The organism is Telluria sp. LT2P80 (assembly GCF_059685955.1).
The window spans coordinates 191,934-214,773 of record NZ_JCASIO010000006.1 but is presented as its reverse complement, the minus strand read 5'-3'; the positions used below and the strand labels follow the sequence as shown (position 1 = coordinate 214,773).

Genomic DNA, 22,840 nt, shown 5'->3' with positions numbered 1-22,840 from the left:
GGTCTAGACAGCGGCGGGCAACCCTGCCCGCTGCTGTCCCACGGCGCCCGCCATGCGTGCCAGGCGGCCCAGCAGCACCCCGTTGAACACACCGAACACCAGGCAGATCGTCGCGGCCACCGCCAGCTGGTGCGCCAGCTGCGGCTGGATCACCAGCACCACCGACGTGATGTACTTGGTCAGAAAGATGGCCAGCATCAGCATCAAAGGCATCGCACTGCCGCGCACCAGCACCCGGTCGGGCGCCGTGCCTGCCGCGATGCGCGTGCGGCCGAAGCGCCAGGCCAGCAGCGCCGCTGCCGCACAGCCAGTGCCCCAGGCGGCGACCAGCACCATTCCCATGTCGAACTTGAGCGCCATATCGTTCAGCGACAATCCCAGCATCACCAGCGGCAGGATCAGCATCCGGCGCAGCGTCAGTTCGCGATCGCGCATCTCGGCGACGCCGCGCCAGAGCAGAAACGCGAGGATGGCCCAGACATACAGGGGCGTGTGGGTCAGGATCTGGATCAGCATGGCGGGCTCCGTAACAGGTAGAAGATGCATGCATTGTGCGGACGCGCCGGGCGCCGCGGCATCCCGTGCGACGAAGTGGCGCCCGGGCGGCGCGAACCGCCAGCCGCGCGGCGCGAACTTTGCGCTGGCCGGGTAGAATCTGCCCATGGCAAGCAAACATCCCATCTTCCCCGGCCCACGCACCGCACGCGGCGCGGTACTCGCCGTGCTGTTGTCGAACGCCGACCAGGCCGGCAGCGAACCGCTGCGCGGACGCGTGACGCTGGCCGCCATCGTGCGCGCGCTGAAACGCAAGTACCACTGGCCGATCGAGACCACCAGCTTCCCGTCCAACGATATCGACGGGCGCGCCACCTGGGCCACCGTCTACAGCCTGCCGCAGGGCGTCATCGATACGGCGCTGGCTGGCAAGGGCAGCGACTGGTTGCGCAGCACCCGCAGCGGCGGCGAGGCCGATCAGGTCTGAGCCCGCATGGCCCGCGACAACATCAACGATATCCTCGTCTTCATCGCCGTTGCACGCGAGCGCAGCTTCACGCGTGCCGCTGCCAAGCTGGGCATGAGTCAATCGGCGCTCAGCCACATCGTGCGCGGGCTCGAAGAGCGCCTGGGCGTGCGCCTGCTCACGCGCACGACGCGCAGCGTCTCGCCCACCGAGGCGGGCGAGCGCCTGCTGCAGAACGTGGGGCCGCGGCTGGAAGAAATCGATGCCGAGATCACGGCCATCACCGACCTGGGCGACAAGCCCGCCGGCACCGTGCGCATCACGGCGATTGACCACGTGATCGACACGGTGCTATGGCCACGCATCGCGCCGCTGCTGCCGCAGTATCCCGAGCTGCACATCGAAATCAGCTCGGACTACCGCCTGGTGGACATCGCAGCCGAACGCTTCGACATCGGCGTGCGCCATGGCGATCAGGTAGAAAAGGACATGATCGCCGTGCGCCTGACGGCCGACGTGCCGATGCGGATCGTGGGCGCGCCTGCCTACTTCGCGCGCCAGCCGGCGCCGGCCTCGTTGCAGGATCTCATGACGCACAATTGCATCAACCTGCGGCTGGCCAGCAGCGGCGGGCTGTATGCGTGGGAATTGCTGCATGACGGCCAGCCGATCGAGGCGCGCGTGCGCGGCCAGGCGGTGTTTACCAATGTCCATCACATGCTGGCTGCGGCGCTCGACGGCGTGGGCGTGACCTTCCTGCCCGGGAGCCTGGTCGCGCCGCATGTAGAGGCCGGGCGCCTGGTCAGCGTGATGGAAGACTGGTGTCCCAGCTTTCCCGGCCTGCACGCCTACTACCCGAGCCGGCGCCATTCATCGCGCGCACTGGGCCTCGTGATCGACGCGCTACGTTATACGGGTTGATCGACGCGGCCGGCGCGCGCCGCCAGTAATGCCAGCAAGCTGGCCGCGACCAGCACGGCGGCACTGAACCCGAACGTGGCGCCATGGCCGCTGGCATCGAACAGCAGGCCGCCACCGGTGGCGCCCAGCATGATCGCCAGCTGCACCACCGCCACCATCAGGCCGCCGCCAGCTTCGGCATCGCGCGGCAGCGTGCGCGCCAGCCAGGTCCACCAGCCCACCGGCGCCGCCGTCGCCACCAGTCCCCAGATGGCCAGCAGCACTGTCGTTGCCGCCACTGACTGGCCGACGATGAGCAGTCCCGCTGCGATCGCCGCCATGATGAGCGGGATCGCGATCAGGACCGGATACATGCGTGCCTTGAGCACGGACCCGATCAGCGTGGTGCCGATGAAGCCGGCCACACCCAGCACCAGCAGCATCAGCGACAGCGTCGACACATCGACGCGGGTCACGGTTTCAAGGAACGGCCGCAGATAGGTAAACAGCGCGAACTGCCCCATGAAGAACAGGCTTGCTGCCGCCATGCCCAGGCAGACTGCGGGACGCTTGAGCAATGCGAACATGCTGGCTGGTGCCTGCCGGTTCTCGGGGCGCAGCGCCGGAAGGCTGAACCAGAGCCAGGCCAGGGCCACCGTCGCCACCGGCACCAGGCAAAAGAAGGCGCCGCGCCAGCCGATCACCCCGCCCAGGTAACTGCCCGCAGGCGCCGCGATCACCGTGGCCAGCGCATTGCCGCCATTGAGGATCGCCAGCGCGCGCGGCACGTCGGCCGTGGGCACCAGGCGCATCGCGGTGGCCGCCGACATCGACTAGAAGCCGCCGATGGCCACGCCGATCAGCGCGCGGCCGACCATGAACAGCGGATAGTTCGGCGCAAACGCGGCCACGGTACCCGAGGCGATCATCAGGCCGGTCAGCGCCAGCAGCAGCGTCTTGCGGTCGAGCCGCCCCACGACGGATGTCAGGCACAGACTGGTCAGGAGCGCGAATGCGCCGGAAATGGCGATCGACTGCCCGGCCTGGCCTTCGGTGATGCGCAGGTCGGCCGCCAGGGGCGTGAGCAGGCTGACCGGCATGAATTCGGACGCGACGAGGGCAAAGGCGGCAAGCGACATCGCCAGCACGGCGCCCCATGCCGCGGGCCCGGCCGGCTTGCTGTCGCAAGCGACGGAAATGGTTGGATTCATTGGTTATGCAGGAGTAGAAAACAAACGCTCCTCCTGCACCTGGGTGCAGGAGGAGCGGAGATGCAGCCAGCGACGGGGCCGAAGGATGCTTACGCGGCCAGCGTGGCGCTGTCGATCACGAACCGGTACTTGACGTCACCCTTGAGCATGCGCTCGTAGGCGCCGTTGATCTCGTCGGCGCGGATCATCTCGATGTCGGACACGATTCCATGTTCGGCGCAGAAATCGAGCATTTCCTGGGTTTCAGGGATCCCGCCGATCATCGAACCGGCGATCGCGCGGCGCTTCATGATCAGGTTGAACACCTGCGGCGAAGGGTGCGGCGAATCCGGCGCACCGACCAGCACCATGGTGCCGTCGCGCTTGAGGATCTGCAGGAACGCGTCCAGGTCGTGCGGCGCGGCCACCGTGTTGATGATCAGGTCGAGCGTCTTGGCCTGCGCCGCCATGGCGTCGGCATCCTTCGAGATCACGACTTCATCGGCGCCCAGCGCCAGCGCATCGTCACGTTTGGATGCCGAGGTCGTGAAGGCCACCACATGCGCGCCCATGGCGTGGGCCAGCTTGATGCCCATGTGGCCCAGGCCACCGATGCCGACGATGCCGACCTTCTTGCCGGGACCGGCGTTCCAGTGCCGCAGCGGCGACCAGACGGTGATGCCGGCGCACAGCAGCGGCGCCACGGCGGCCAGCTGCTCTTGCGGGTGCGTCACGCGCAGCACGAAGCGCTCGTGCACGACGATCTGCTCGGAGTAGCCGCCCAGCGTGTGACCCGGTGCATCCGGGGTTGGCCCGTTATAGGTGCCGACCATGTTGTCGCAATAGTTTTCGAGGCCTTCGCCGCAATCGGCGCACGCCTTGCACGAGTCGACCATGCAGCCGACGCCGACCAGGTCACCGACCTTGTGCTGCGTGACGTGGGCGCCGATGGCCGAGACGCGGCCAACGATCTCGTGGCCTGGTACGCAGGGAAACTGCGAGCCGGCCCATTCGCCGCGCACGGTGTGCAGATCGGAGTGGCAGACGCCGCAGAAGTCGATCGCGATCTGCACGTCGTGCGCGCCAGGTGCGCGGCGCGTGATGTCCATCGATTCGAGGGCTTGGTCGGGCGCGTAGGCGCCATAGGCTTTGACAGTCATGGGAATCCTTATGGTGGTCTTGCTTGTTTACTTGAACTAGCGGGATGGCCGCAGGGTCGCAGGGTCGCGCAAAGGCGCGGCGACACTGGGTGAATCTACCAGCAACCACTATAGCCCTGCTGGCGCGCGAGAGTAAGACCGATTCGCTCATGGGGGATATGACGCTCTCTCATGAATGGACCGGCCGGCCAGGCACGGCGGCTTGCGCCATAGCATCGACGCCGGTGGCACAATAGGCTCGGGAGAACCTCGCATCACACCAGGCCGATGCGTAACCCCGGTCGCATTCCATGGAGCGCAGGCGCATTGACACCATCCAACGACAATCCGGCCCTCGATTTTCTGCGCTTGTCCAGCAAGCGCAGGCCCGTGGTGCGCTTCGTGGTCGCCGCGACGGTATTGGCCTGCATCCTGCTGGTGGCCTTTGCCGCGTGGTTCATCGAGACGACGCGCCAGGCGCAGATCGCGCAGACCACGGTGGCGATCAGCAACGTCGCGCGCATGGTCGGAGCCCAGGTCGAATCGGCCATGAAGACCACGAGCATGGCGCTGGCCAATGTCGCCGAGCGCGTCGAACACGATGGCACAAGCCCCGCAGCGCTGGCGCGGCTGCAGGCGCACCTGGTCGACCTGACCCACACGACGCCCGAGCTGCACGGCATCTTCATGTATGGAGAAGATGGCGCGTGGCTGGCCACGTCGCTGGACCAGCCGGTCATGGCCAACAACGCCGACCGCGCGTATTTTCAGTACCACCGCGAGCATCCGGGGCGCGCCATCCACGTGGCCCATCCAGTACGCAGCCGCTCGAGCAACATCTGGGTATTGCCGGTGTCGCGCCGCATCGACCATGCCGACGGCAGCTTTGCCGGCGTCGTGCTGGTCACGCTGAAGGTGAACTTCTTCGAACAGATCTACGATGACCTCGATGTCGGCCGCACCGGCACGGTGCTGCTGGCGCTGGATGACGGCACGGTGGTCTACCGGCGCCCGTTCGACGAAAAGATCATCGGCACCAACCTGTCCCATGGGGTAGTGTTCGAGGCGATCCGCAACAAGTCGGCCGGCGCCGAGTTCCTGACCGCCACGGTCGACAAGATCGAGCGCCTGTACAGCTATCGCCGGCTCGACCGTTTTCCATTCGTGATCGCTGTCGGCCAGACCAAGGACGAACTGCTGGGCGACTGGAAGCGCTCGAGCCTTCTGATCGGCGCGGTCACGCTACTGATCGCTGCGCTGTTCACGCTGTTCGGGCGCAAGCTGGTGCGGCAGATCGCAATCCGCGACCGGCTCGACCAGACCCTGCGCGCCTATTCCGAAGACCTGCAGCGCGATAACCAGGGGCTGCACGAACTGGCGCACACCGACAAGCTCACGCAACTGGCCAACCGGCGCCGCTTCGATGACATGCTCGACCATGAATGGCGCCGCGCGCAGCGCAGCAATGCGCCGCTGGCGCTGATCCTGCTCGACATCGACTACTTCAAGAAGTACAACGACCATTACGGCCATCCGGCCGGTGATGCCTGCCTGCAGGGCGTGGGTGGCGTGCTGGCTGCCAGCCTGAACCGCACCGGCGACCTGCCCGCCCGTTACGGCGGCGAAGAATTCGCCATCATCCTGCCGGCGACCGATCTGCAGGGTGCGCTGGCCGTTGCCGAACGCATGCGCCAGGACATCCTCGGCCTGCGCATCGCGCACGTGGAATCGCCCTTCGAGACCATTACGGCCAGCCTGGGCGTGGCCTCCTTCGAGCCTGGCGGCAAGGAGTCCTTGAGCACCGCCGACCTGGTCGTGCGCGCGGACATGCAGCTCTACCAGGCCAAGGCCGCGGGCCGCAACCGGGTGTCCGGCGCGGCCTTCAGCGCCACCGGCGCCGATTCAGGCAAGGGTTAGGCGGCGCAATGAGGCGTCGATGTCGTGCAGGCTGTCGACTTCGCAGGTGGGAATGGCGAGCGATTCGTTGGCCATGCGACCCGGATTGAACCAGACGCTGTCGATGCCGAAGCGGTTGGCACCGAGGATGTCGGCGTCCAGCCGGTCGCCCACGATCACCGTATCGGGCTTGGTGAAGGTGCGCGCCATCTTGCTGGTGTACTCGAAGAAGCGGCTGTCCGGCTTGGCGAAGCCGCAGGCTTCGGACGTCGCCACGAACGACAGCAACGGGGCCAGCCCCGAACTGGCAATGCGCCGGTGCTGGATCGCGTGCGCGCCATTGGTGATGATGCCCACTTCGCCGATGGCGGCCAGCGTTTCGCACACCTCTACGGCGCCATCGACCAGCACGACGGTATCGGCCAGGGATTCACTGTACACATCGCTGGCGACGTGCGGATCGAGGTCGATCCCGTTGTCGGCGAAGGTCTTGCGAAAGCGTTCGATGCGCAGGAAGTCCTTCGACACGGCGCCCTGTTCGAAGAGACGCCACAGCGCGACATTGGTCATCTGGTACTGCGCGAACAGGACGTCGAGGCCGTCACGCAGATCGAGGTGCGCCATCGTGCGCTGGAAGGAAGCTTGTTCGGAAGCCCGGAAATCGAGCAGGGTGTCGTCGAGGTCAAACAGGAAAAGTCGGTGTTTCATTGCGTCCAACAGTAAAGCGGCAATGCTCCATGGTAGCACCCGCCGCCAAGCTGCGTCAGCTGGGGTTCGGATCGGGCACCGGCTCGTCATCGTGCGGCAGATGGCCCGGCTGGTGGTGCGGGTGCGGGTGCGGTGCCTCGAACGGGTCCGGCATCGGATCGTCGACGGGCGCCGGATCCGGCGCGCGATGGGCGTGGATGGAAAACGGCGGCGCTGATTGCGCGGTATGGCCTGCTTGCATGATGCGGTCCTCCTCGATTGGCTGATTGGCCCACCTTAGCATGCGCTCCTGCGGGGTGGCGCGCGCCGGCAGTGGGCTACAATGCGGTCTTTCCGCACACCGCCTGCTGACCGTCCCCATGGAACTTTCGATCACCACCCTGGCCCTGCTCGTCCTGACCCCGCTGCTGGTCTGGCGCATCTACGCGCGCATCAAGAAGCAGATGCTGCGCCAGCGCTCGATCTACCAGCGCCATTACACGGGCATCCTGGTGTTTGGCGCGATGATCCTGGTGCCGGCCGCGCAGCTGCTGGCCAGTCCGTACAACCTGGCAGCGCTGCTGGTAGGGGCCGCCGGCGGCATCGGCTACGGCGTGTGGGGCCTGAAGCTGTCGCGCTTCGAGGCCACGCCCGAGGGTTACTTCTTCACGCCGAACGCCCGCCTGGGCCTGGTGATGGCAATGATCCTGGTGGCGCGCATCCTGTACATCGGCGTCGAGATCTACGCCAACCAGGGCAAGGGCTTGCCCACGCCCCAGCTGAGCGACAGCCCGCTGACCATGCTGTGCGTGGGCCTGACCAGCGGCTACTTCGCCTGTTATTCGGCCGGGCTGCTGCGCTGGCGGCGGCGGGCCAGGCGCGAGAGTCAGCTGTAGATGCAACTGTAGACGCAGCTGTAGACGCGTACTAGTTCAGGCGCCTGTCACGCTCGGTCTTCTGGGCCAGCGCCAGTGCGGCGTCGAAGTCGGCGTCGTTCACCGCGCACGTTTCATCACACGCCCCGATATCCTCGGCAATACGGAACCCTTCGCCCAGGCTGCTGGCATTGGTTCGGCCACCATGGCCGCGTGCAGCGCTGCGCAACACCGTCCGCGCCGACGCATAGCTGCCGCCGCGCGTGATGAAATAGTCATTCTCTTTCTCACAAGCGCCACGCCAGACCGTGCCGTCCGCCGGCGCGCCCTGGTAATCCGGGTGTTCGCAGTCGGCCACCCATTCCGCCACATTGCCGATCATGTCGTACAGGCCGAAGGCATTGGCCGGATACATGCCGACCACCGTCGTCAAGGCAGCGCCGTCGTCGCAATCGGTCGCCAGCATGTCCAGGCCATAGTCCTGCTTGAGCGCGGCCTTGAAGCGCCGGTCTTTCATGTTCGCATAGGTGCACAGGCCGTCGGCATCGTCGCCGGACGGGTAACGCGTGGTCGTCCCGGCACGCGCGGCGTACTCCCATTCCGCTTCGCTCGGCAGGCGAAAGCGCCGCCCGGTCTGACCCGAGAGCCAGGCGGCATACGCATTCGCATCGTCCCAGGTCACGCACAGCACCGGGTGGAACTCGCCCGGCGCATGGGCAGGCGTATTCCACTTGACGTCCTTGCGGGCCATGCCGTCGGCGCGGTCGAACTGCCAGCACGCGTCCTGCGTCCGGTAACCGGTCGCCGCGACAAACTGACGGAACTGGCCAACCGTGGTCTCGTAACGGGCCAGGCGGAACGACTGGATGCGCACCAGGTGCGGCGGCTGTTCGGCCGGATTGTGGCTGCCGTCACCGATGCGCGGTTCGGTGCTGCCCATCGTGAACTGGCCAGTCGGGACCGTGACCATCGGAGGCGCGGAAACAGGCTTGGCAGGGGCTATGGTGGCTGTCGCGGCATCGGCGGCAGCGCTCGCGCACAGCAGGGACAGGGAAACGATCAGGGTTTTCATCAGGGGCTCCTCGTGGTCAATGGCGCCAGAGTGCCAGCACGAGGGTGCCCGCGCAGCCGCATCGCGACGGATCGACAATGCGGCCGACGAGTGGCAAGCAAACCGCTACATCGCCTGGAACAAGGCCACGTAGGCGCGGCTCACCGGCAGCTCGACCGCATGGCCCCGCATGCGCAGGAACAGGCGGCTGGCCTCGTCGCGCCGGGTACCAACGAGATGGGCCAGGTTGACGATGGTGGCGCGGTGCACTTGCCGGAAATGCGCCGGGTCCAGGCGCGAAGCCAGTTCGGCGATCGGTGCCCGGATCAGGTATTCATCGCCTGCCGTGCGCACGACCGTGTATTTGTCATCGGCCTGGAAGAACAGCACATCGCCCACCGGCACGTTGTGGACCAACCCGCCCTTGGCGGCGCGCACATAGTGCAGGCGCTCACCCTCCCCCGTTTTCGTTCGCATCAACTGTTCCAGCACGCTCGCCAGCGCGGCGTTCTCGGGCACCGGCGGTGCCTGCAACATTGTCCGAACGCGCGCGAGCGTGCGTTGCAGGCGTTCGAGGCGCAGGGGCTTGAGCAGGTAGTCCAGCGCCGCGTGCTCGAACGCCTCGAGCGCGTGCTCGTCGTGCGCGGTAATGAAGATCACGCGCGTAGTGCCCTCGATTCCCTGCGCGACTTCAAGACCGGACAGGCCCGGCATCTGGATGTCGAGAAACGCCAGATCCGGCATGAACCTGGCGATGGCGGCGGCGGCGTCGATGCCGTCTTCGGCCACGTGGACGATCTCGAGTTCCGGCCAGAGCTGTTGCAAACTTGTGGCCAGGTGGCGGGCCAGGTGTGGTTCGTCGTCGGCGATCAGGGCGGTGGTCATGGTGTGGAATGATACGGCAGGTCGAGCGTCGCCCTGGTGCCACCGCTGCCGGCGCTGGCCTCGAGCGCGAGCGAGGCACCCTCGCCGTAGCGATGGTGCAGGCGCGCGCGGATATTCTCCAACGCCATACCGGCGCCCGTGCGCGCACAGCGTGATGGAACCTCCAGGCCCAGGCCATCGTCCACCACGCGGATCACGAGCCGGCCCTGTTCGACGCGCGCATCGATACGCACGCTGCCGCCGCCAACCTTCGGTTCCAGGCCATGCCGGATCGCGTTCTCGACCAGGGGTTGCAGCAGCAACGACGGCATGCGCGCGGCACGTGCCTCGATGCTGGCATCGACCGTGAACACAAGCCGCTGCCCCATCCGGATGTGCAGCAGGCGAAGGTACGTCGTCACCATCGCCAGTTCGGCATCCAACGTGGCGTCCGGTCCGCGCAACTGCGACAGGCTCGAACGCAGGTGGTCGGAAAACGCTTCGAGCATCTCACGCCCGCGCGCCGGATCGTACGCCAGCAGCGACTCGATCGTGGCCAGGGTGTTGAACAGGAAATGCGGCTCGATCTGCCCGTGCAGCAGGCGCAGCTGCGCTTCGGCCGCCTGTGCCTGCAGGGCATGGCGCTGCAGGCGCAAACGCCAGAAGATGCCATGCACGACAGCCAGGAACGGCAAGAATTGCAAAAAACGGATCTGGCGCCGCAGCACCGACCCACCGGACAATTCGCTGCCCGGGTAGACCATCGCCAGCACACCGCTGCCGACCAGGTTGCCGGCCATGATACCGACGACCAGCATGGCGCCGACCGCCACGGCCGCGCGCCAGTCGCGCACCGGCGAGAGCGCGGCCAGGCGTTCTGCGGACAGCAGCCACTCGACGGCGCGCACCAGCGCCAGCATCGTCCAGGCGATCGACTGGAACAACAGGAACACGCCAATCACCAGACGCCGCATGAAATCGGGATCGCGCGTCTCGATGGTCAGCATGTCGGTCAGGCCGAGCAGACCCAGTGCCGCCCATGCCAGCGTGGCCAAGCCGCTGGCGATCGCCGGACGCATCCACCATGGCCCGGGGTGGTGCTTGCGCAGGGTCCAGAATGCGTGCCAGGCCGGCTTGATGGATGTGGTGATGTGCATGATGCGCGATCGTAACGTGAGCGTCCCCTTGGCCGTACCAATTCGTGGTGCAAACAGGCATAAAAAAAGGGAGCCGGTACCGGATCCCTTTTTGCATCAAGCCGCCTTCGCGTCTTCCTTCCGGCGCTGCAGCACGAAGATCGGCTGCGCCCACTGCTGGTCCTTCTTCTTCTTGCTCGTGATGAGCGTCAGTTCCGACGGGTCGTAGACGTCCGTATTGTGCGTCAGCGGGGTCGTCATCAGGTACTGGGCGTCGGTGTTCTTCAAAAACTCGCCGACCAGCTGGATGTTGCGGATATCCAGGTGGGCAAACGGTTCATCGATGAACACGAAGCCGCCCGAACCTTCTTCGGACTTGAGCAGGCCAATCAGCAGCACCAGCGACTTCATGACCTGCTGGCCGCCCGACGCTTCGCCGTCGTTCATCCCGATCTGGTCCTTGCCGTCGAACTTGAAGCGCACATGCAGGCCGGCCTGCGACAGTTGCACGTCATCGTTCTCGAGCCGCACCGGATCCGCCTGTACGTCGATCCCGGCCAGGCCACCCAGTTCGCGGATGTTCTTGGTGTAGGTCTTGATCGTGTAGCGCAGGCGCTCGATGTAGGCGCCGCGCGCATTGCCGGTCGCTTCGATCGCGCGGTTGTTCTGGTAACGGCGCTCCTCGGTCTCCGTCTGGCGGCTTTCGAGCTGGTCGTGCAGGCGCGCATACTGGTCGACCACGGTCGGATCGAGTTCCCAGTCGTCGCGCGCCAGCGAACCTTCAAGGGATCCCAGGCGCAGATTGACCTGGTGCGCATTCTGGTGCTTGGCCACCAGGTCGCCGCGCCAGTTCGGATTCTTCCACGCGCCCGGCACTGCGCGCCAGCTGCGGCGCAACTCCAGCAGTGCTTTGGCGTGCTCTGTGCGCTGGTCGATCTGGCGGCGATGGTTCAGGCGCATGCCCGCCTCGGCTTCCGACAGCGCCATGCGCGCGTTCTGCCACACGGTGTCGGCGCGGGTGCGCGCGACGGTCGCGTTCTTGCTCAGCGTTTGCAGCTCGCCCAGGCGCGCGCCCACTTCCATGCGCTCGGCCTTGAGCGGCGCCAGTGCGCGCGCTGCTTCTTCAAATTCTTCCTGACGCGCCGACAGTTCCTTGGCCGCATCCACGCCAGCGATGCGCGCCTTCAGGCCGCCCACTTCGGCCGCCAGCTTCGAGATCGCCAGCGTCAGCGCGTCTTCTTTCTGTTCCAGCGCCGGCAGCGATTTCTGGATCGCTTCCAGGCGCTGCGTCTTGCCGGCTGCGCCAAAGCGATAACGCGATGCTTCGACGAACAGCGAGCGGCCACCGCGGCGTTCACGGTGGTAAGCGTCCGGCGTGATCCACTCGTCCGAGCGGCTCTTGAAGCCGTCGTCGACCGAATCGACGCGCACGATGCGTTCCAGCTGGTCGATCAACCAGCCTGGCGCCTTGCCCGAAAAGCTCACCACCGACAGCAGGCTGTCATCCTTGACGACCGGCGCCGTCACGCAATCGGGCACGATGAAGTGGCGGTAGCGCTCCTTCTCGGCCAGACGGTAGGCGTTGGCAGCGTCCGATGCTTTTTCAAGCAGCACGACCGAGGCGTAACCACCGAGCACACCTTCGACCGCGCCCTGCCATTTTGGATCGGTCACTTCGACGATGTCCGACAGCATGGCGTGCGCGATGCCTTCGTCGCGCAGCGCGCGGCGCATCAGGCGCTGCGCTTCGGGTTCCGGCATCGCGCTCTTGCCCTGCAACTGGGAGATCGTCGCCAGCTCGCCCGCGATCTTGGTCGACACGGCTTCGCGCGCGCTCTTCTGGCGCGCCAGCTCGGCTTCTTTTTCACCCAGCTGCTTGCCCACTTCGGCGATGTCGGCGCCGGCATCGGCCGACAGCTTTTGCAGGCGGTCGCGCTGTTCCAGCAGGCTTTCCAGCGGTTTCAGGCGCGTGTTTACCTCGGTCAGGCGTTTGGCCAGTTCGCCGCCCTCCTGCTCGAGCTGCGTTTCCTGCTTTTGCGCTTCGGTCAGCGCGCGCTGCTGGCTGGCCAGCTGGCTGCGTTTCTCGGCCAGTTGACCGTCGGCCTGCACCAGGGGCTTCTTCGCTTCACGCAGCGTGCGCGAGACCAGCAGCGCTTTCTCGCGCGCTTCGTGGTACTGCAGCGCCGGCAGCACTTCTTCGTGCAGCTCGCGCTTTTCCTTGTGCAGGTCGGACCACTGATGGTGGTTGGCCACGCGCAGGCGCAAGCCTTCGAGGTTGGTGCGCGAGGCTTCCAGCTCGGCCTCGAAGCGTTTCAGTTCGGTCTCGGTGTCGCGCTGGTGGCGCTTGGCTTCGTCGTAGGCGTCCAGCACTTCCTTGTCGCCAAACACCTGGAACACCAGGTCGAGCAACTGGCGCGGCGCGTATTCGCACAGCTTGTCGGTCTCGCCCTGCTCAAGCGCCAGCACTTTCGACATCGCCGGCGACAGGCCGGCCGACGCCAGGCGCTTGCGGTAGTTTTCCACGCCCAGCCAGTCGGTCGCTTCGGTCACTTCCTCGATCTCGACGTTCCCGGGTCGCATCAGGTACTGGCGCTTCCAGTCGCCGCCGTTCTTCTGCACCTGGCAAAAGAGCGTCACTTCATCGTCGGCGAAAAAGCCCGAATGACGAAACGGCCGGTTCGACAACTGGCGGCCTACCGGCTTGTTGTCGACGACGGCGCGCAGCCAGGCACTTTGCTGGCCCGAGTGGCGCGCATAGTGTTTGTACGTGCGGCCCATCGAGCAATCGAGCCCGAACAGCGTGCGCATCGCATCGAGCAGCGTGGTCTTGCCCGAGCCGTTCTGGCCGGCGATCGTGATGATCTTGGCGTCGAGCGGGATGTTCTTGATCCGCTGCCAGTAATCCCAGTGGACCAGTTCGAGTGATTTAATGTGGAACATCGGCTATCTCAATTCGGGGTGTCAGGGACATCAAGGGCGCCGTCGGGCGCCAGGACATCGTTGGCGGCGTCGGCATCGATCGGGGCCACGCGGCGCGGGGCAGCAGCCAGCGGGGCGCGCTTGAACACTTCGGACAGCGCGCCGTTGATGATGCGTTCCTTGAGCACGTCAGTGTCCATCATCAGGTCGAGCAGCGGGCCTTCCAGGATCACGTCGCCGCGGCGTTCGATGAAGCCGAGCTTCGACAGCACGCCCAGGTTCATGTCCATGCGCGTCTTCTTGCCCAGCTTGTCGCCGAAGTCCGACAGCAGCGCCGTGTACGAAATGCCGATCGACGTGTCTTCGGCACGCGGGATCGACAACTCCTTCTCGAACATGTCGTTCTGGTCGTCGTCGATCGTCGTGTGGGTTTCCTGGCGCTCGCGCTTGGGCAGGATGATCTGCGCCCACAGCACGACGAGCAAGGCCACGCCGTCGCGCGTCAGGCCGAAGTTATTGTTCTGCCAGATGTCCTTGGCGCCGAAGATCTTCGGCTCGACGTTGCGGTGCAGGGCCACGGTGACGTGGTCGGCATACACGTTGTCGAGCAGTTTCAGGCCCGATTCGAGCAGGCGCTTGTCGACTTCGGCGCGGAACTGGTCGTCCGACAGCGCGCGCTTGACCATCTTGTCGTCGCGGCGCAGGGTCTGGTGCGTCAGCAGGCGCGCGATCAGGATTTGTGCATCGTCATTCATGGGGCAGGCTGTCCATCAGGGGTGGAATCGGCATTCAGTGAAAGGGTCGCGACCGACATGGCCGCCACTTCCGGGTCGTTCAGCTGGACCATCTCATCGAGCGAGACGAACGTCAGCGGCAGGCGCGCCAGTTCGGCCGTTGCGCCCTGCAGGCTCGCTTCGGACGCATCGCCCAGGAGCGGCAGCAGCGAGGCGCGGTACGAGGCCAGCGCAAACGTCGCCGGCAGCAGCGACTCGTGCAGTTGCACGCGGCGCGGGCCGACACTCGAAAATTCGGGGAAGTTGCCCAGGTTGGCAAAGTCGGCCAGCTTGTTGATCCAGTCGTTCAGCTCGAGCTGCATGGCCGGATTGTCGTTGACCGTCAGCGGCGCATCCTGGCCGCTCGGCAAGCCTTTCGGGCCGGTCGAGATGATGCGCTCGGCCAGCAGTTCGGTCTCGGCCACGTCGATCATCTCGGCCGGGGTGCCGAACAGCGGCGTGACCGGGCGGTCGATCGCGCCGGCGGCCAGGCTGGCCAGGTCGTCGTGCGCCAGCAGCCAGCGTTTCACGTCGGTGGTCGACAGGCCCGACTGGCCCAGGTGCACGCGCTGGCGTTCGATCTGGTTCAGCGCGCGCGAGAACATGCCCTGCATGTTCAGCAGTGCGCTCTGGGCGCGGCCGATCGCCTGCGCCGCGCGGTGCGTGGCGGCGTCGGCCCGTTCGTCGGACGTGATGGCGCGCAGGATGACCGAGCCCTTTTCGACCCAGTCGCAGGCCATATGCCACTTTGCCTGCGAGGTACGCAGGCGAAACTCGGAGCCGGACGCGATCGCATCGCGAAACTCCTCGGTCAGTTCGACCAGACGGCCCAGCAGGTGTTTCAGCTGGTCGACCGTGACGCCGCCCACGGCCTGGGCGCCGGCCACCTGCGACAGCAAAAAGCCCATCTCGGCTTCGTCGCCTTCGGGCTTGCCCAGCGCCAGCAGGGTTTCCAGCGCGGACAGGACGTTGCGGGCCAGTGGCGTGATGCGGTAGACGGCCGCCGGGGCGTCCCAGGCCAGCAGGCCGTGGCCGCGCAGGCGATTGAGCACCGTTTCCAGGCTTTCGGGGACGAGATAGGCCAGCTTCTGGTTGATGTCGGCGCGCGAAAAGGCCGACGTGGAGGCATCGCCGGCCAGTTCGCGCAGGACGAGAAGACGCACCAGCACGCCGTCCTGCGTGCCGTGGAACAGGGCCGTGAAGGCCGACAGCATTGGCTGGGCACGCTTGAGGTGGAAGACTTGCTCGATTTCGTCGGGAGCAATGCCATCCTGGAAGTGTACCTGCAGCGGATCAAGTTCTTGCGCTGTCGTCGAGGCGTCGGCAGCGTGCGCCGCGCCGGCTTGGGGGTCGATCATTTTGTTAATAACCAGTCTCGTGCGCGGCCGAGACGGGTCTGCATTGCATTTGTTACCACAGACCCGGCCAGCTTCGCGGGGGCGTCAGTATAACAGTTAAGACTGGGCAATTCCGGAATGGCTACCCGCTGGGGCAGCCCCTGCAACACCGCTGCGGCTCAAGTCCTGGTCACGCTCTTGAGCGTCTGCTCGATGGTTTCCTTGTCGCCTTCGGTGAAGCGGATCTTGACCGGATAGTACTCGTGCGCCGGCGCCAGCCAGACGTCCACGCTCTGGTCGCGGCTGCCTTTCAGCGCTGCGCGCGTGACCAGAATCGCATCGACCTCGCCCAGGCCCGTTTTGACTTTTTCGCTCCGCACGACCTTGAAGGTCCAGGTCTCGGCGCTGCTGCGCCCCGCCACGAAGAACGGCCACTCGGTGCCCGGCTTGAACTTGTCGCCGGCGGCGCGCGCCACGGCGGCCAGTTGCCAGGTGACCGACACGCGGTCCTGCTCCCCGCCCTTGAGCGGATAGGTCTTCTCGCCTTCCGAGAACCGCATCGTCTTTGCGGCACGGTCGAACGTGATCGAGGTGGGGTCCTTGCGCATGCGCTTTTCCGAAAACTCGGTCGGGGCCAGACCGTAGGCGTCGATGACACCCTGGCTGCGGTTGTCGAGCAGCGTGCCCAGGATCGCCACGCGCGATTCGAAGCGCACGTCGTACTTGCCGTCGCCGGCGCGCCAGTTGACGGTGGCGTCACCCTTCAGGGCCAGGCCCTTCTGGCGCGCGGCCAGGTCGTAGGCCAGATCGGCCGATGGCGGCAATTCGAACGCGCGCTTGACGGCCTGATGGGCGGGCTGGGCGGACGCGCCACCCAGTGCGAAGGTCAGCGCCAGGGCTGCACCGATGTGTCGAATGTTGTTCATAGGCATATCAAGATCCTGAATGGTCCAAGACGATATTATTCACTGTTTGCGTGGTTACTGCTCCGTTGCGCTCGGTATTGCGAATCCGCACCGGATACCAGCCATGTGCAGGGGCCAGCCAGATGTCCAGCTGCGACTTGTACGAGCCCGGCTGCGGCGGACGTGTCAGGTGCCAGGTCTGCAGTGTGCCGAGTTTGGTATCGATCTGCTCCTGTCCTACCACCGTGAAGCGGTAGATTGCCGCATCGCGGTCTTCACCAACGAAGATGTCGATGGCGCCCGTGAGCTGCTTCGGGTCGCCGCGCGCGATCGCCGCCAGTTGCAGCGGAATGCTGGCCTTGTCCTGGGCGCCGGGCGGCAGCCCGTACATCGCTTCGGAGGCCGAAAACGTGATCAAGCCCTTGCCCCAGTCGAAATGGGTGGCCGTCATGGCGCGCCCGCGCCGCTTCTCGGTCATCGTGATCGGCGCAAAACCCGTTGCAGCCACCGCGCCCTCGCTCTTCAACACCACCAGATTGACCCGCGCGAACACGACGCGGATGCCGGCTTCGACCTGGATACGATAACTGTCCGCATTCGATTGCCAGGCCAGCAGCGCCTCGCCCGACCACGTGGTGCCATCGGCGTCGGTGCGCGCGACGTCGAGCGTGATCTTCGCGGGTGGTGGCATGTCGATGACGTAGCGGCGCGCTTCCGGTGCTGCGGGTGGCGGCGGCGGTGCAGCCGTTGCCGGCGCGGACGCTGGCGGCGCCTGCGGAGCTGGCGCTGCCGGTATCGGCTCGACCGCTGGCGCGGCCGGCGCTGTGCCAGCACCGTCCTCCGAGGGCGCCGCACTGGAAACCGGCGTGATGTCCCCTGGCCGGTCGGGCACCGCAATCTCCACCGGCACCGGCGGGATCCGGGGCAGTGGCGGCGGACTGGCCTCTGGCACTGGCACCGGTTCGGGCGCAGGTTCTGGCGCAGCGGCGGGCAGCAATTGGGCCACCAGCGTCACGGGTGAGCTACCGGACGTGGCCGCCGGCGGCAGGACCGGGCTGACGTGCTGCAGCTCGGTCAGGACGATCCAGTGCAGCAGCACGACCAGCACCACGGGCAGCAGCCGGCGGCGACGGGGAAGAAGAATCGGTGCGGATGGCATGACGCTAGTGTAGCGCGGGCGCCGGGATGGACACGCGTGCCGGGATCAGGGCAACAGGATCGACAGCTCTTGCGCGCTCGCGCGCAGGACCGGCAAAAACTCCTCTTCCATCTTGCGCCGCGACACGCGCGCCGCGTGCGCCCCGATGTTCAGCGCGGCCAGCACATTGCCCGAGGCGCCGCGCACGGGGACCGAGATCGAGCGCAGGCCGACTTCCAGCTCTTCTTCGACCAGCACGTAGCCGGCGGTGCGCACGTCCGCCAGGATCGCCCTGAGCCGCTCGGGATTGACCACCGTGCGCTCGGTCATGGCCTTGAGCGGCACGCGCGCCAGGTAGTCGTCGAGGTCGGGCGCGGGCAGGTGCGCCAGCAGCATGCGGCCCAGCGCCGTGCAGTACGCCGGCAGGCGGCTGCCAGTGGTCAGCGACACCGACATGATGCGCGAGGCGGCCGAGCGCCCCACGTACAGCACCTCGTCGTCCTGCAACACGCCGAGCGAGCACGATTCGTTCAGGCTGCGGCTGACCTGGTTCAGGTAGGGATGGGCCGAGACCGTGAGCGGCGTGGACGACAGGTACGAGTAACCGAGCGACAGCACCTTGGGCTTGAGCGAAAACTGGTTGCCGTCCGCCCCGGCATAGCCCAGCGCGATCAGCGTGTGCAGGCAACGCCGCACCGACGCGCGCGGAATCGACGTGCGGTGGCTGATCTGGGCAATCGTCAGGCTGCGGCGCTGGTCGCTGAACGCCTGCAGCACCGCCAGCCCGCGCGCCAGCGACAGCATGAAATTGGGGTCGCTGGCGATGGTGTCCGCTGGCAGTTCAGGCTCGTGTGGCGTGTTCATGGTGCTCCTTGGAAATGACGCAATAAACCGTTCGGCAATCGAACACATTCCGTCGTGTCGGCTTGCGCTGCGGGCTGGCACCCTCCTACACTCGATTCATCTGTTCAGTGATCAGACATTAGGGCGATTATCGAACAGTGTCAACGCGCGTATTGCGCTGGAAAGGACCTGCACCATGATCGACAAGATTTCCCCGTCGGTGGCCGCGGCGGTGGCCGACATCCCCGACGGCGCGACCATCCTGATCGGTGGCTTCGGCACCGCCGGCATGCCGGCCGCCCTGATCGACGCACTGATCGCCCAAGGGGCGCGCGACCTCGTCATCGTCAACAACAATGCCGGCAACGGCGACACGGGCCTGGCGGCGCTGCTCAAGGCGCGCCGCGTGCGCAAGATCATCTGCTCGTTCCCGCGCCAGGCCGATTCGCACGTGTTCGACGCGCTGTACCGGGCCGGCGAGATCGAGCTCGAACTCACGCCGCAAGGCAATCTGGCCGAGCGCATCCGCGCCGCCGGCGCCGGCATCGGCGGCTTTTTTTCGCCCACCGGCTACGGCACCGATCTGGCGGCCGGCAAGGAAACGCGCCTCATCGACGGCCGCCACTATGTGCTCGAGTCGCCCATCCATGCCGACTTCGCGCTGATCAAGGCCTTCCACGGCGACCGCTGGGGCAACCTGGTGTACCGCAAGACCGCGCGCAACTTCGGCCCGATCATGGCGATGGCCGCACGCTGCACCATCGCGCAGGTCAGCCGCGTGGTCGAACTGGGCGAACTCGATCCGGAAGCCATCGTCACACCGGGCATTTTTGTGCAGCGTGTCGTACAGGGAGACGCCGCATGCAACGCTTGACCCGCGACCAGATCGCCGCGCACGTCGCGCGCGACATTCCCGAAGGCGCCTACGTGAACCTGGGAATCGGCCTGCCGACACTGGTCGGTGCGCACCTGCCCCCGGACCGCGAGATTTTTCTGCACAGCGAGAACGGCCTGCTCGGCATGGGCCCGCCGCCCGCCCCCGGCGACGAAGACGAAGACCTGATCAACGCCGGCAAGCAGCCTGTCACGCTGCTGGCCGGCGGCAGCTACTTCCACCACGCCGATTCGTTTGCGATGATGCGCGGCGGGCACCTCGACATCTGCGTGCTCGGCGCGTTCCAGGTATCCGTCCAGGGCGACCTGGCCAACTGGCATACCGGCGCGCCGGATGCGATTCCGGCCGTGGGCGGCGCGATGGACCTGGCCATCGGCGCCAAGCGCGTGTTCGTCATGATGGAGCACCAGACACGTGACGGCGCCAGCAAGATCGTCGAGCGCTGCACCTATCCGCTCACGAGCCTCGCGTGCGTGAGCCGCATCTACACCGACCTGGCCGTGCTCGATGTGACACCCGCTGGCCTAGTGGTGCGGGACATCGTCGACGGCCTGTCGTTTGCCGAACTCGAACACATCACCGGGCTGGCCCTGACGGATGCGACGCAGGCGCGCGCCGACGACCGCCCTCCCATCACCCGACACGTCTGACCACGAAGGAGAAGCCCGCCCTACCCTGGTTTGTCAAGCAGCCGGCGCCCGACGCCAGGCGCTTTCCTATAAAAATATAAGGAGACAATATGCATCGACAAGACGTGACCCTGGTCACCGGCGGCAGCGCCGGCATTGGCCGGGCCATCTGCGAGACGCTGATCGAGCAAGGCCGCACGGTCGTCAATCTCGACTACCGCCAGCCCGACTGGCGGCATGACCGGCTCGTGTCGTTCCAGGCCGACCTGACGCGCCAGAACGAGACCCGCATGATCGCGCAGCAGATCGCCGCTGCCTACAACGTGACGGCGCTGGTCAACAATGCGGGCGCCACCCGCCCCGGCACCATCGACACGGCCACGATGGAGGATCTCGACCATGTCGTGGACCTGCATCTGAAAGCCGCCATCCTGCTCGTCCAGGCCTTCCTGCCGGCGCTGCGCGCATCGGGACACGGCCGCATCGTGAATATCGCCTCGCGCGCAGCGCTGGGCAAGGCCGAGCGCATCGTGTACGCCGCCACCAAGGCCGGCCTGATCGGCCTGACGCGCACGCTGGCGCTCGAACTGGGCGGCGACGGCATCACCGTCAATGCCGTGGCGCCGGGCCCGATCGCGACCGAGCTTTTCCACAACAGCAATCCCGACGGTGCGCCGCAGACCCGGCGCATCATCGACAGCATCGTGGTGGGCCGCCTCGGCACACCGGCCGACGTGGCGCGCGCCGCCGCCTTTTTCCTGTCGCCCGACAACGGTTTTGTCACCGGCCAGGTGCTGTATGTGTGTGGTGGCACCACGCTGGGCGTGGCCCCGGTCTGATTCGATCTGCAACAAGGCCTGGCTGCCGTCCGCGCGCGTGCCCGGTCCATTTCGCTGCATCCGTTGTCCTTATTGGAGACACATCATGTCACGTACCTTTTTGTCGACCCGCCGTACCCTCACCCTCGCCGCTGCGTCGGCCCTCGGCCTGCTGGCCCTGACGCCGCTGGCGGCGCAGGCCCAGGCCTTCCCCACCAAGGCCATCACGATCATCGTCCCGTTCTCGGCTGGCGGCACGACCGACATCCTGGCACGCGTGCTGGGGCAGTTCATCAGCAAGGACCTTGGCCAGCCGGTCATCATCGACAACCGCGCGGGCGCGGGCGGCAATATCGGCACCCAGCTCGTGGCGCGCGCCGCGCCCGACGGCTACACCATCCTCATGGGCACGGTCGGCACCCACGCCATCAACCAGAGCCTGTACCCGAAACTGGCGTTCGACCCGATCAAGGACTTCGCCCCGCTCACGCGCGTGGCGCTGGTGCCGAACCTGCTGGTGGCCAATCCGGCGCAGCCGTTCAAGACCGTCAAGGAGCTGATGGCGTATGCCAAGGCCAATCCTGGCAAGGTCACGTTCGGCTCGTCGGGCAGCGGCACGTCGATTCACCTGTCCGGCGAATTGTTCAAGCAGATGGCCGGGGTCGACATCCAGCACGTGGCCTACAAGGGCAGCGCGCCGGCCGTCAATGACCTGCTGGGCAACCACATCGCGATCATGTTCGACAATATGCCGTCGGCGATCAGCCACGTCAAAGCCGGCAAGCTGCGTCCCCTGGCCGTCACCACGGCGCAGCGCTCGCCGGCGCTGCCCGACGTGCCGACGATCGCCGAAGCGGGCGTGCCTGGCTACGAAGCCACATCGTGGTTCGGCCTGCTGGCGCCAGCCAAGACACCGGCCCCTGTCGTGGCGAGGCTGAACACGTCGATCCTCAAGGCGCTGGCCGATCCGGACGTCAAGAAAAAGCTGCTGGAGCAAGGTGCCGAACCAGCCGGAGAGACGCCAGCGCAGTTTGCGGCCTTCATCGCCAGCGAGACGGTCAAGTGGGGCAAGATCGTCAAGCAGTCCGGCGCGACAGCGCAGTAAGCTGCCGTGGCGCGCGGGGCGTGGTCCGCCCCGGCGTTATCTGCTACGCTAGCCGCACCATCACAGGAGACGCCACATGCTCAAGCCACCCATGCCAGGAATGACCGACACCCTCGAATTTGTCAAGAACCTGTGGGGCGGCATGCAGATCCCCGGCACCATGCCGGGCATGCCGCCGCTGCCCGGCGCCGGCATGTCGGTGGAAGACCTCGACAAGAAGATCGCCGACCTGAAGGCAGTCGAAGCCTGGCTCACGCTCAACCAGAACATGCTGCACGGTACGATCCAGGCCCTCGAAATCCAGCGCGGCACGCTGGCCACGCTCAAGGCGATGGGCGACAGCATGGCCCAGGCGATGGGCCAGTCAAAGGTCGGCGAGTCGTCGGTTGCGCCTTTCGCGCAGTTCTTTGCCCAGATGGCGCAGACGGCCACGCCGCCGGCCCAGACGCCGCCAGCCCCAACGCCGCCACCGCCACCAGCGCCCGACGCCCCGCAGGCCGTACCCGATGCCGCGGGCGCCGCCATGCCGGCCGCCGTCGCGTGGTGGAACCTGTTGCAGGATCAGTTCCGTCACGCCGTGGCCAGCACCATACCGGCCGAGGGCGCGGCGGCTGCCGATGACGCCAATGCCGCCGACGCGCCTTCTACTACGCCTGATGCGCCATCGGAAGAACCCGCCGCGCGTGCCCGGCGCAACGGTCGCAGCAAGACCGACAAGACCTGACGCCAGCGGCCGCGGCGTTGCAGGGATGCCTTGAGGCGTCCCATTGACGGTGCTG

22 protein-coding genes and 1 pseudogene are annotated in these 22,840 nt (G+C 66.4%); 9 read left to right on the top strand and 14 right to left on the bottom strand.

The genetic code is table 11. The annotated features are described in order from the left end of the window. Positions 1-3 precede the first annotated feature (3 nt). Entirely contained in the window at positions 4-546 is a 543-nt protein-coding gene (locus AC56LW_RS16850) for a DUF6622 family protein (protein WP_499636375.1), read from the bottom strand. A gap of 115 nt (positions 547-661) precedes the next feature. On the opposite strand from AC56LW_RS16850, the gene AC56LW_RS16845 reads away from it, so the two are divergent. Continuing rightward, complete coding sequence (locus AC56LW_RS16845; protein ID WP_332530541.1) at positions 662-982, top strand: hypothetical protein; 321 nt, start codon at positions 662-664, stop codon at positions 980-982. Between the two features lie 6 nt (positions 983-988). Next, positions 989-1,882, top strand: coding sequence for a LysR family transcriptional regulator (locus tag AC56LW_RS16840; RefSeq protein ID WP_499636223.1), 894 nt, complete (start codon positions 989-991; stop codon positions 1,880-1,882). On the opposite strand, the pseudogene AC56LW_RS16835 reads toward AC56LW_RS16840, so the two are convergent. Next, positions 1,870-3,072, bottom strand: a pseudogene (locus AC56LW_RS16835) (MFS transporter). The gene AC56LW_RS16840 and the pseudogene AC56LW_RS16835 overlap by 13 nt on opposite strands. A gap of 89 nt (positions 3,073-3,161) precedes the next feature. Further along, positions 3,162-4,211: an NAD(P)-dependent alcohol dehydrogenase gene (locus AC56LW_RS16830; protein ID WP_183553964.1), complete on the bottom strand. Its 1,050-nt coding sequence runs from the start codon at positions 4,209-4,211 to the stop codon at positions 3,162-3,164. Positions 4,212-4,517: 306 nt separating this feature from the next. Between AC56LW_RS16830 and AC56LW_RS16825 the strand changes: the two genes are divergently transcribed. Further along, a complete protein-coding gene (locus tag AC56LW_RS16825; protein ID WP_499636221.1) occupies positions 4,518-6,107 on the top strand; it encodes a GGDEF domain-containing protein in 1,590 nt (529 codons plus the stop codon). Here the strand turns inward: AC56LW_RS16825 and AC56LW_RS16820 are convergent. Continuing rightward, on the bottom strand, positions 6,093-6,794 hold the full coding sequence (locus tag AC56LW_RS16820) for a YjjG family noncanonical pyrimidine nucleotidase (RefSeq protein WP_499636219.1): 702 nt from the start codon (positions 6,792-6,794) through the stop codon (positions 6,093-6,095). The two genes, AC56LW_RS16825 and AC56LW_RS16820, sit on opposite strands and share 15 nt — an antisense overlap. A gap of 55 nt (positions 6,795-6,849) precedes the next feature. Then, on the bottom strand, positions 6,850-7,035 hold the full coding sequence (locus tag AC56LW_RS16815) for a hypothetical protein (RefSeq protein WP_183553968.1): 186 nt from the start codon (positions 7,033-7,035) through the stop codon (positions 6,850-6,852). Between the two features lie 118 nt (positions 7,036-7,153). On the opposite strand from AC56LW_RS16815, the gene AC56LW_RS16810 reads away from it, so the two are divergent. Beyond that, entirely contained in the window at positions 7,154-7,669 is a 516-nt protein-coding gene (locus AC56LW_RS16810; RefSeq protein ID WP_499636217.1) for a CcdC protein domain-containing protein, read from the top strand. Between the two features lie 31 nt (positions 7,670-7,700). On the opposite strand, the gene AC56LW_RS16805 is transcribed toward AC56LW_RS16810, so the two are convergent. The 9 genes from AC56LW_RS16805 to AC56LW_RS16765 form a co-directional block, all read right to left on the bottom strand. Next, on the bottom strand, positions 7,701-8,720 hold the full coding sequence (locus AC56LW_RS16805; protein WP_499636215.1) for a formylglycine-generating enzyme family protein: 1,020 nt from the start codon (positions 8,718-8,720) through the stop codon (positions 7,701-7,703). A 105-nt stretch (positions 8,721-8,825) separates the two neighbouring features. Continuing rightward, positions 8,826-9,584, bottom strand: a complete 759-nt coding sequence (locus tag AC56LW_RS16800; protein WP_499636212.1) for a LytR/AlgR family response regulator transcription factor — start codon at positions 9,582-9,584, stop codon at positions 8,826-8,828. Then, entirely contained in the window at positions 9,581-10,720 is a 1,140-nt protein-coding gene (locus AC56LW_RS16795; protein ID WP_499636209.1) for a sensor histidine kinase, read from the bottom strand. Before AC56LW_RS16795 ends, AC56LW_RS16800 begins: the two co-directional genes overlap by 4 nt. Positions 10,721-10,816: 96 nt before the next feature. Continuing rightward, a complete protein-coding gene (locus AC56LW_RS16790) occupies positions 10,817-13,639 on the bottom strand; it encodes an ATP-binding protein (protein WP_499636207.1) in 2,823 nt (940 codons plus the stop codon). Positions 13,640-13,647: 8 nt separating this feature from the next. Continuing rightward, complete coding sequence (locus AC56LW_RS16785) at positions 13,648-14,373, bottom strand: hypothetical protein (protein WP_499636204.1); 726 nt, start codon at positions 14,371-14,373, stop codon at positions 13,648-13,650. Continuing rightward, positions 14,370-15,749 carry a hypothetical protein gene (locus tag AC56LW_RS16780; RefSeq protein WP_332530551.1) on the bottom strand — a complete coding sequence of 460 codons (1,380 nt, stop codon included), beginning with the start codon at positions 15,747-15,749 and terminating at the stop codon, positions 14,370-14,372. The genes AC56LW_RS16785 and AC56LW_RS16780 overlap by 4 nt, the downstream gene beginning before the upstream one ends. Before the next feature lie 158 nt (positions 15,750-15,907). Next, positions 15,908-16,654: a DUF3108 domain-containing protein gene (locus AC56LW_RS16775; RefSeq protein ID WP_499636201.1), complete on the bottom strand. Its 747-nt coding sequence runs from the start codon at positions 16,652-16,654 to the stop codon at positions 15,908-15,910. Positions 16,655-16,661: 7 nt separating this feature from the next. Then, the gene (locus AC56LW_RS16770; protein ID WP_332530553.1) at positions 16,662-17,792 is read right to left on the bottom strand and encodes a DUF3108 domain-containing protein; all 1,131 of its coding nucleotides are present in this window, start codon (positions 17,790-17,792) and stop codon (positions 16,662-16,664) included. A gap of 45 nt (positions 17,793-17,837) precedes the next feature. Further along, on the bottom strand, positions 17,838-18,635 hold the full coding sequence (locus AC56LW_RS16765) for an IclR family transcriptional regulator domain-containing protein (protein WP_499636197.1): 798 nt from the start codon (positions 18,633-18,635) through the stop codon (positions 17,838-17,840). A gap of 175 nt (positions 18,636-18,810) precedes the next feature. On the opposite strand from AC56LW_RS16765, the gene AC56LW_RS16760 reads away from it, so the two are divergent. The 5 genes from AC56LW_RS16760 (at position 18,811) to AC56LW_RS16740 (ending at position 22,785) form a co-directional block, all read left to right on the top strand. Further along, positions 18,811-19,488, top strand: a complete 678-nt coding sequence (locus AC56LW_RS16760; protein WP_332530555.1) for a 3-oxoacid CoA-transferase subunit A — start codon at positions 18,811-18,813, stop codon at positions 19,486-19,488. Beyond that, positions 19,476-20,159: a 3-oxoacid CoA-transferase subunit B gene (locus AC56LW_RS16755; RefSeq protein ID WP_499636194.1), complete on the top strand. Its 684-nt coding sequence runs from the start codon at positions 19,476-19,478 to the stop codon at positions 20,157-20,159. The genes AC56LW_RS16760 and AC56LW_RS16755 overlap by 13 nt, the downstream gene beginning before the upstream one ends. An 89-nt stretch (positions 20,160-20,248) precedes the next feature. After that, entirely contained in the window at positions 20,249-20,977 is a 729-nt protein-coding gene (locus tag AC56LW_RS16750; RefSeq protein WP_499636191.1) for an SDR family NAD(P)-dependent oxidoreductase, read from the top strand. An 85-nt stretch (positions 20,978-21,062) separates the two neighbouring features. Further along, positions 21,063-22,061 (top strand): Bug family tripartite tricarboxylate transporter substrate binding protein, encoded by a 999-nt coding sequence (locus AC56LW_RS16745; protein WP_332530558.1) that lies wholly within the window; start codon positions 21,063-21,065, stop codon positions 22,059-22,061. 76 nt (positions 22,062-22,137) lie between these two features. Further along, positions 22,138-22,785: a PhaM family polyhydroxyalkanoate granule multifunctional regulatory protein gene (locus AC56LW_RS16740; RefSeq protein ID WP_499636187.1), complete on the top strand. Its 648-nt coding sequence runs from the start codon at positions 22,138-22,140 to the stop codon at positions 22,783-22,785. Positions 22,786-22,840: the final 55 nt, after the last annotated feature.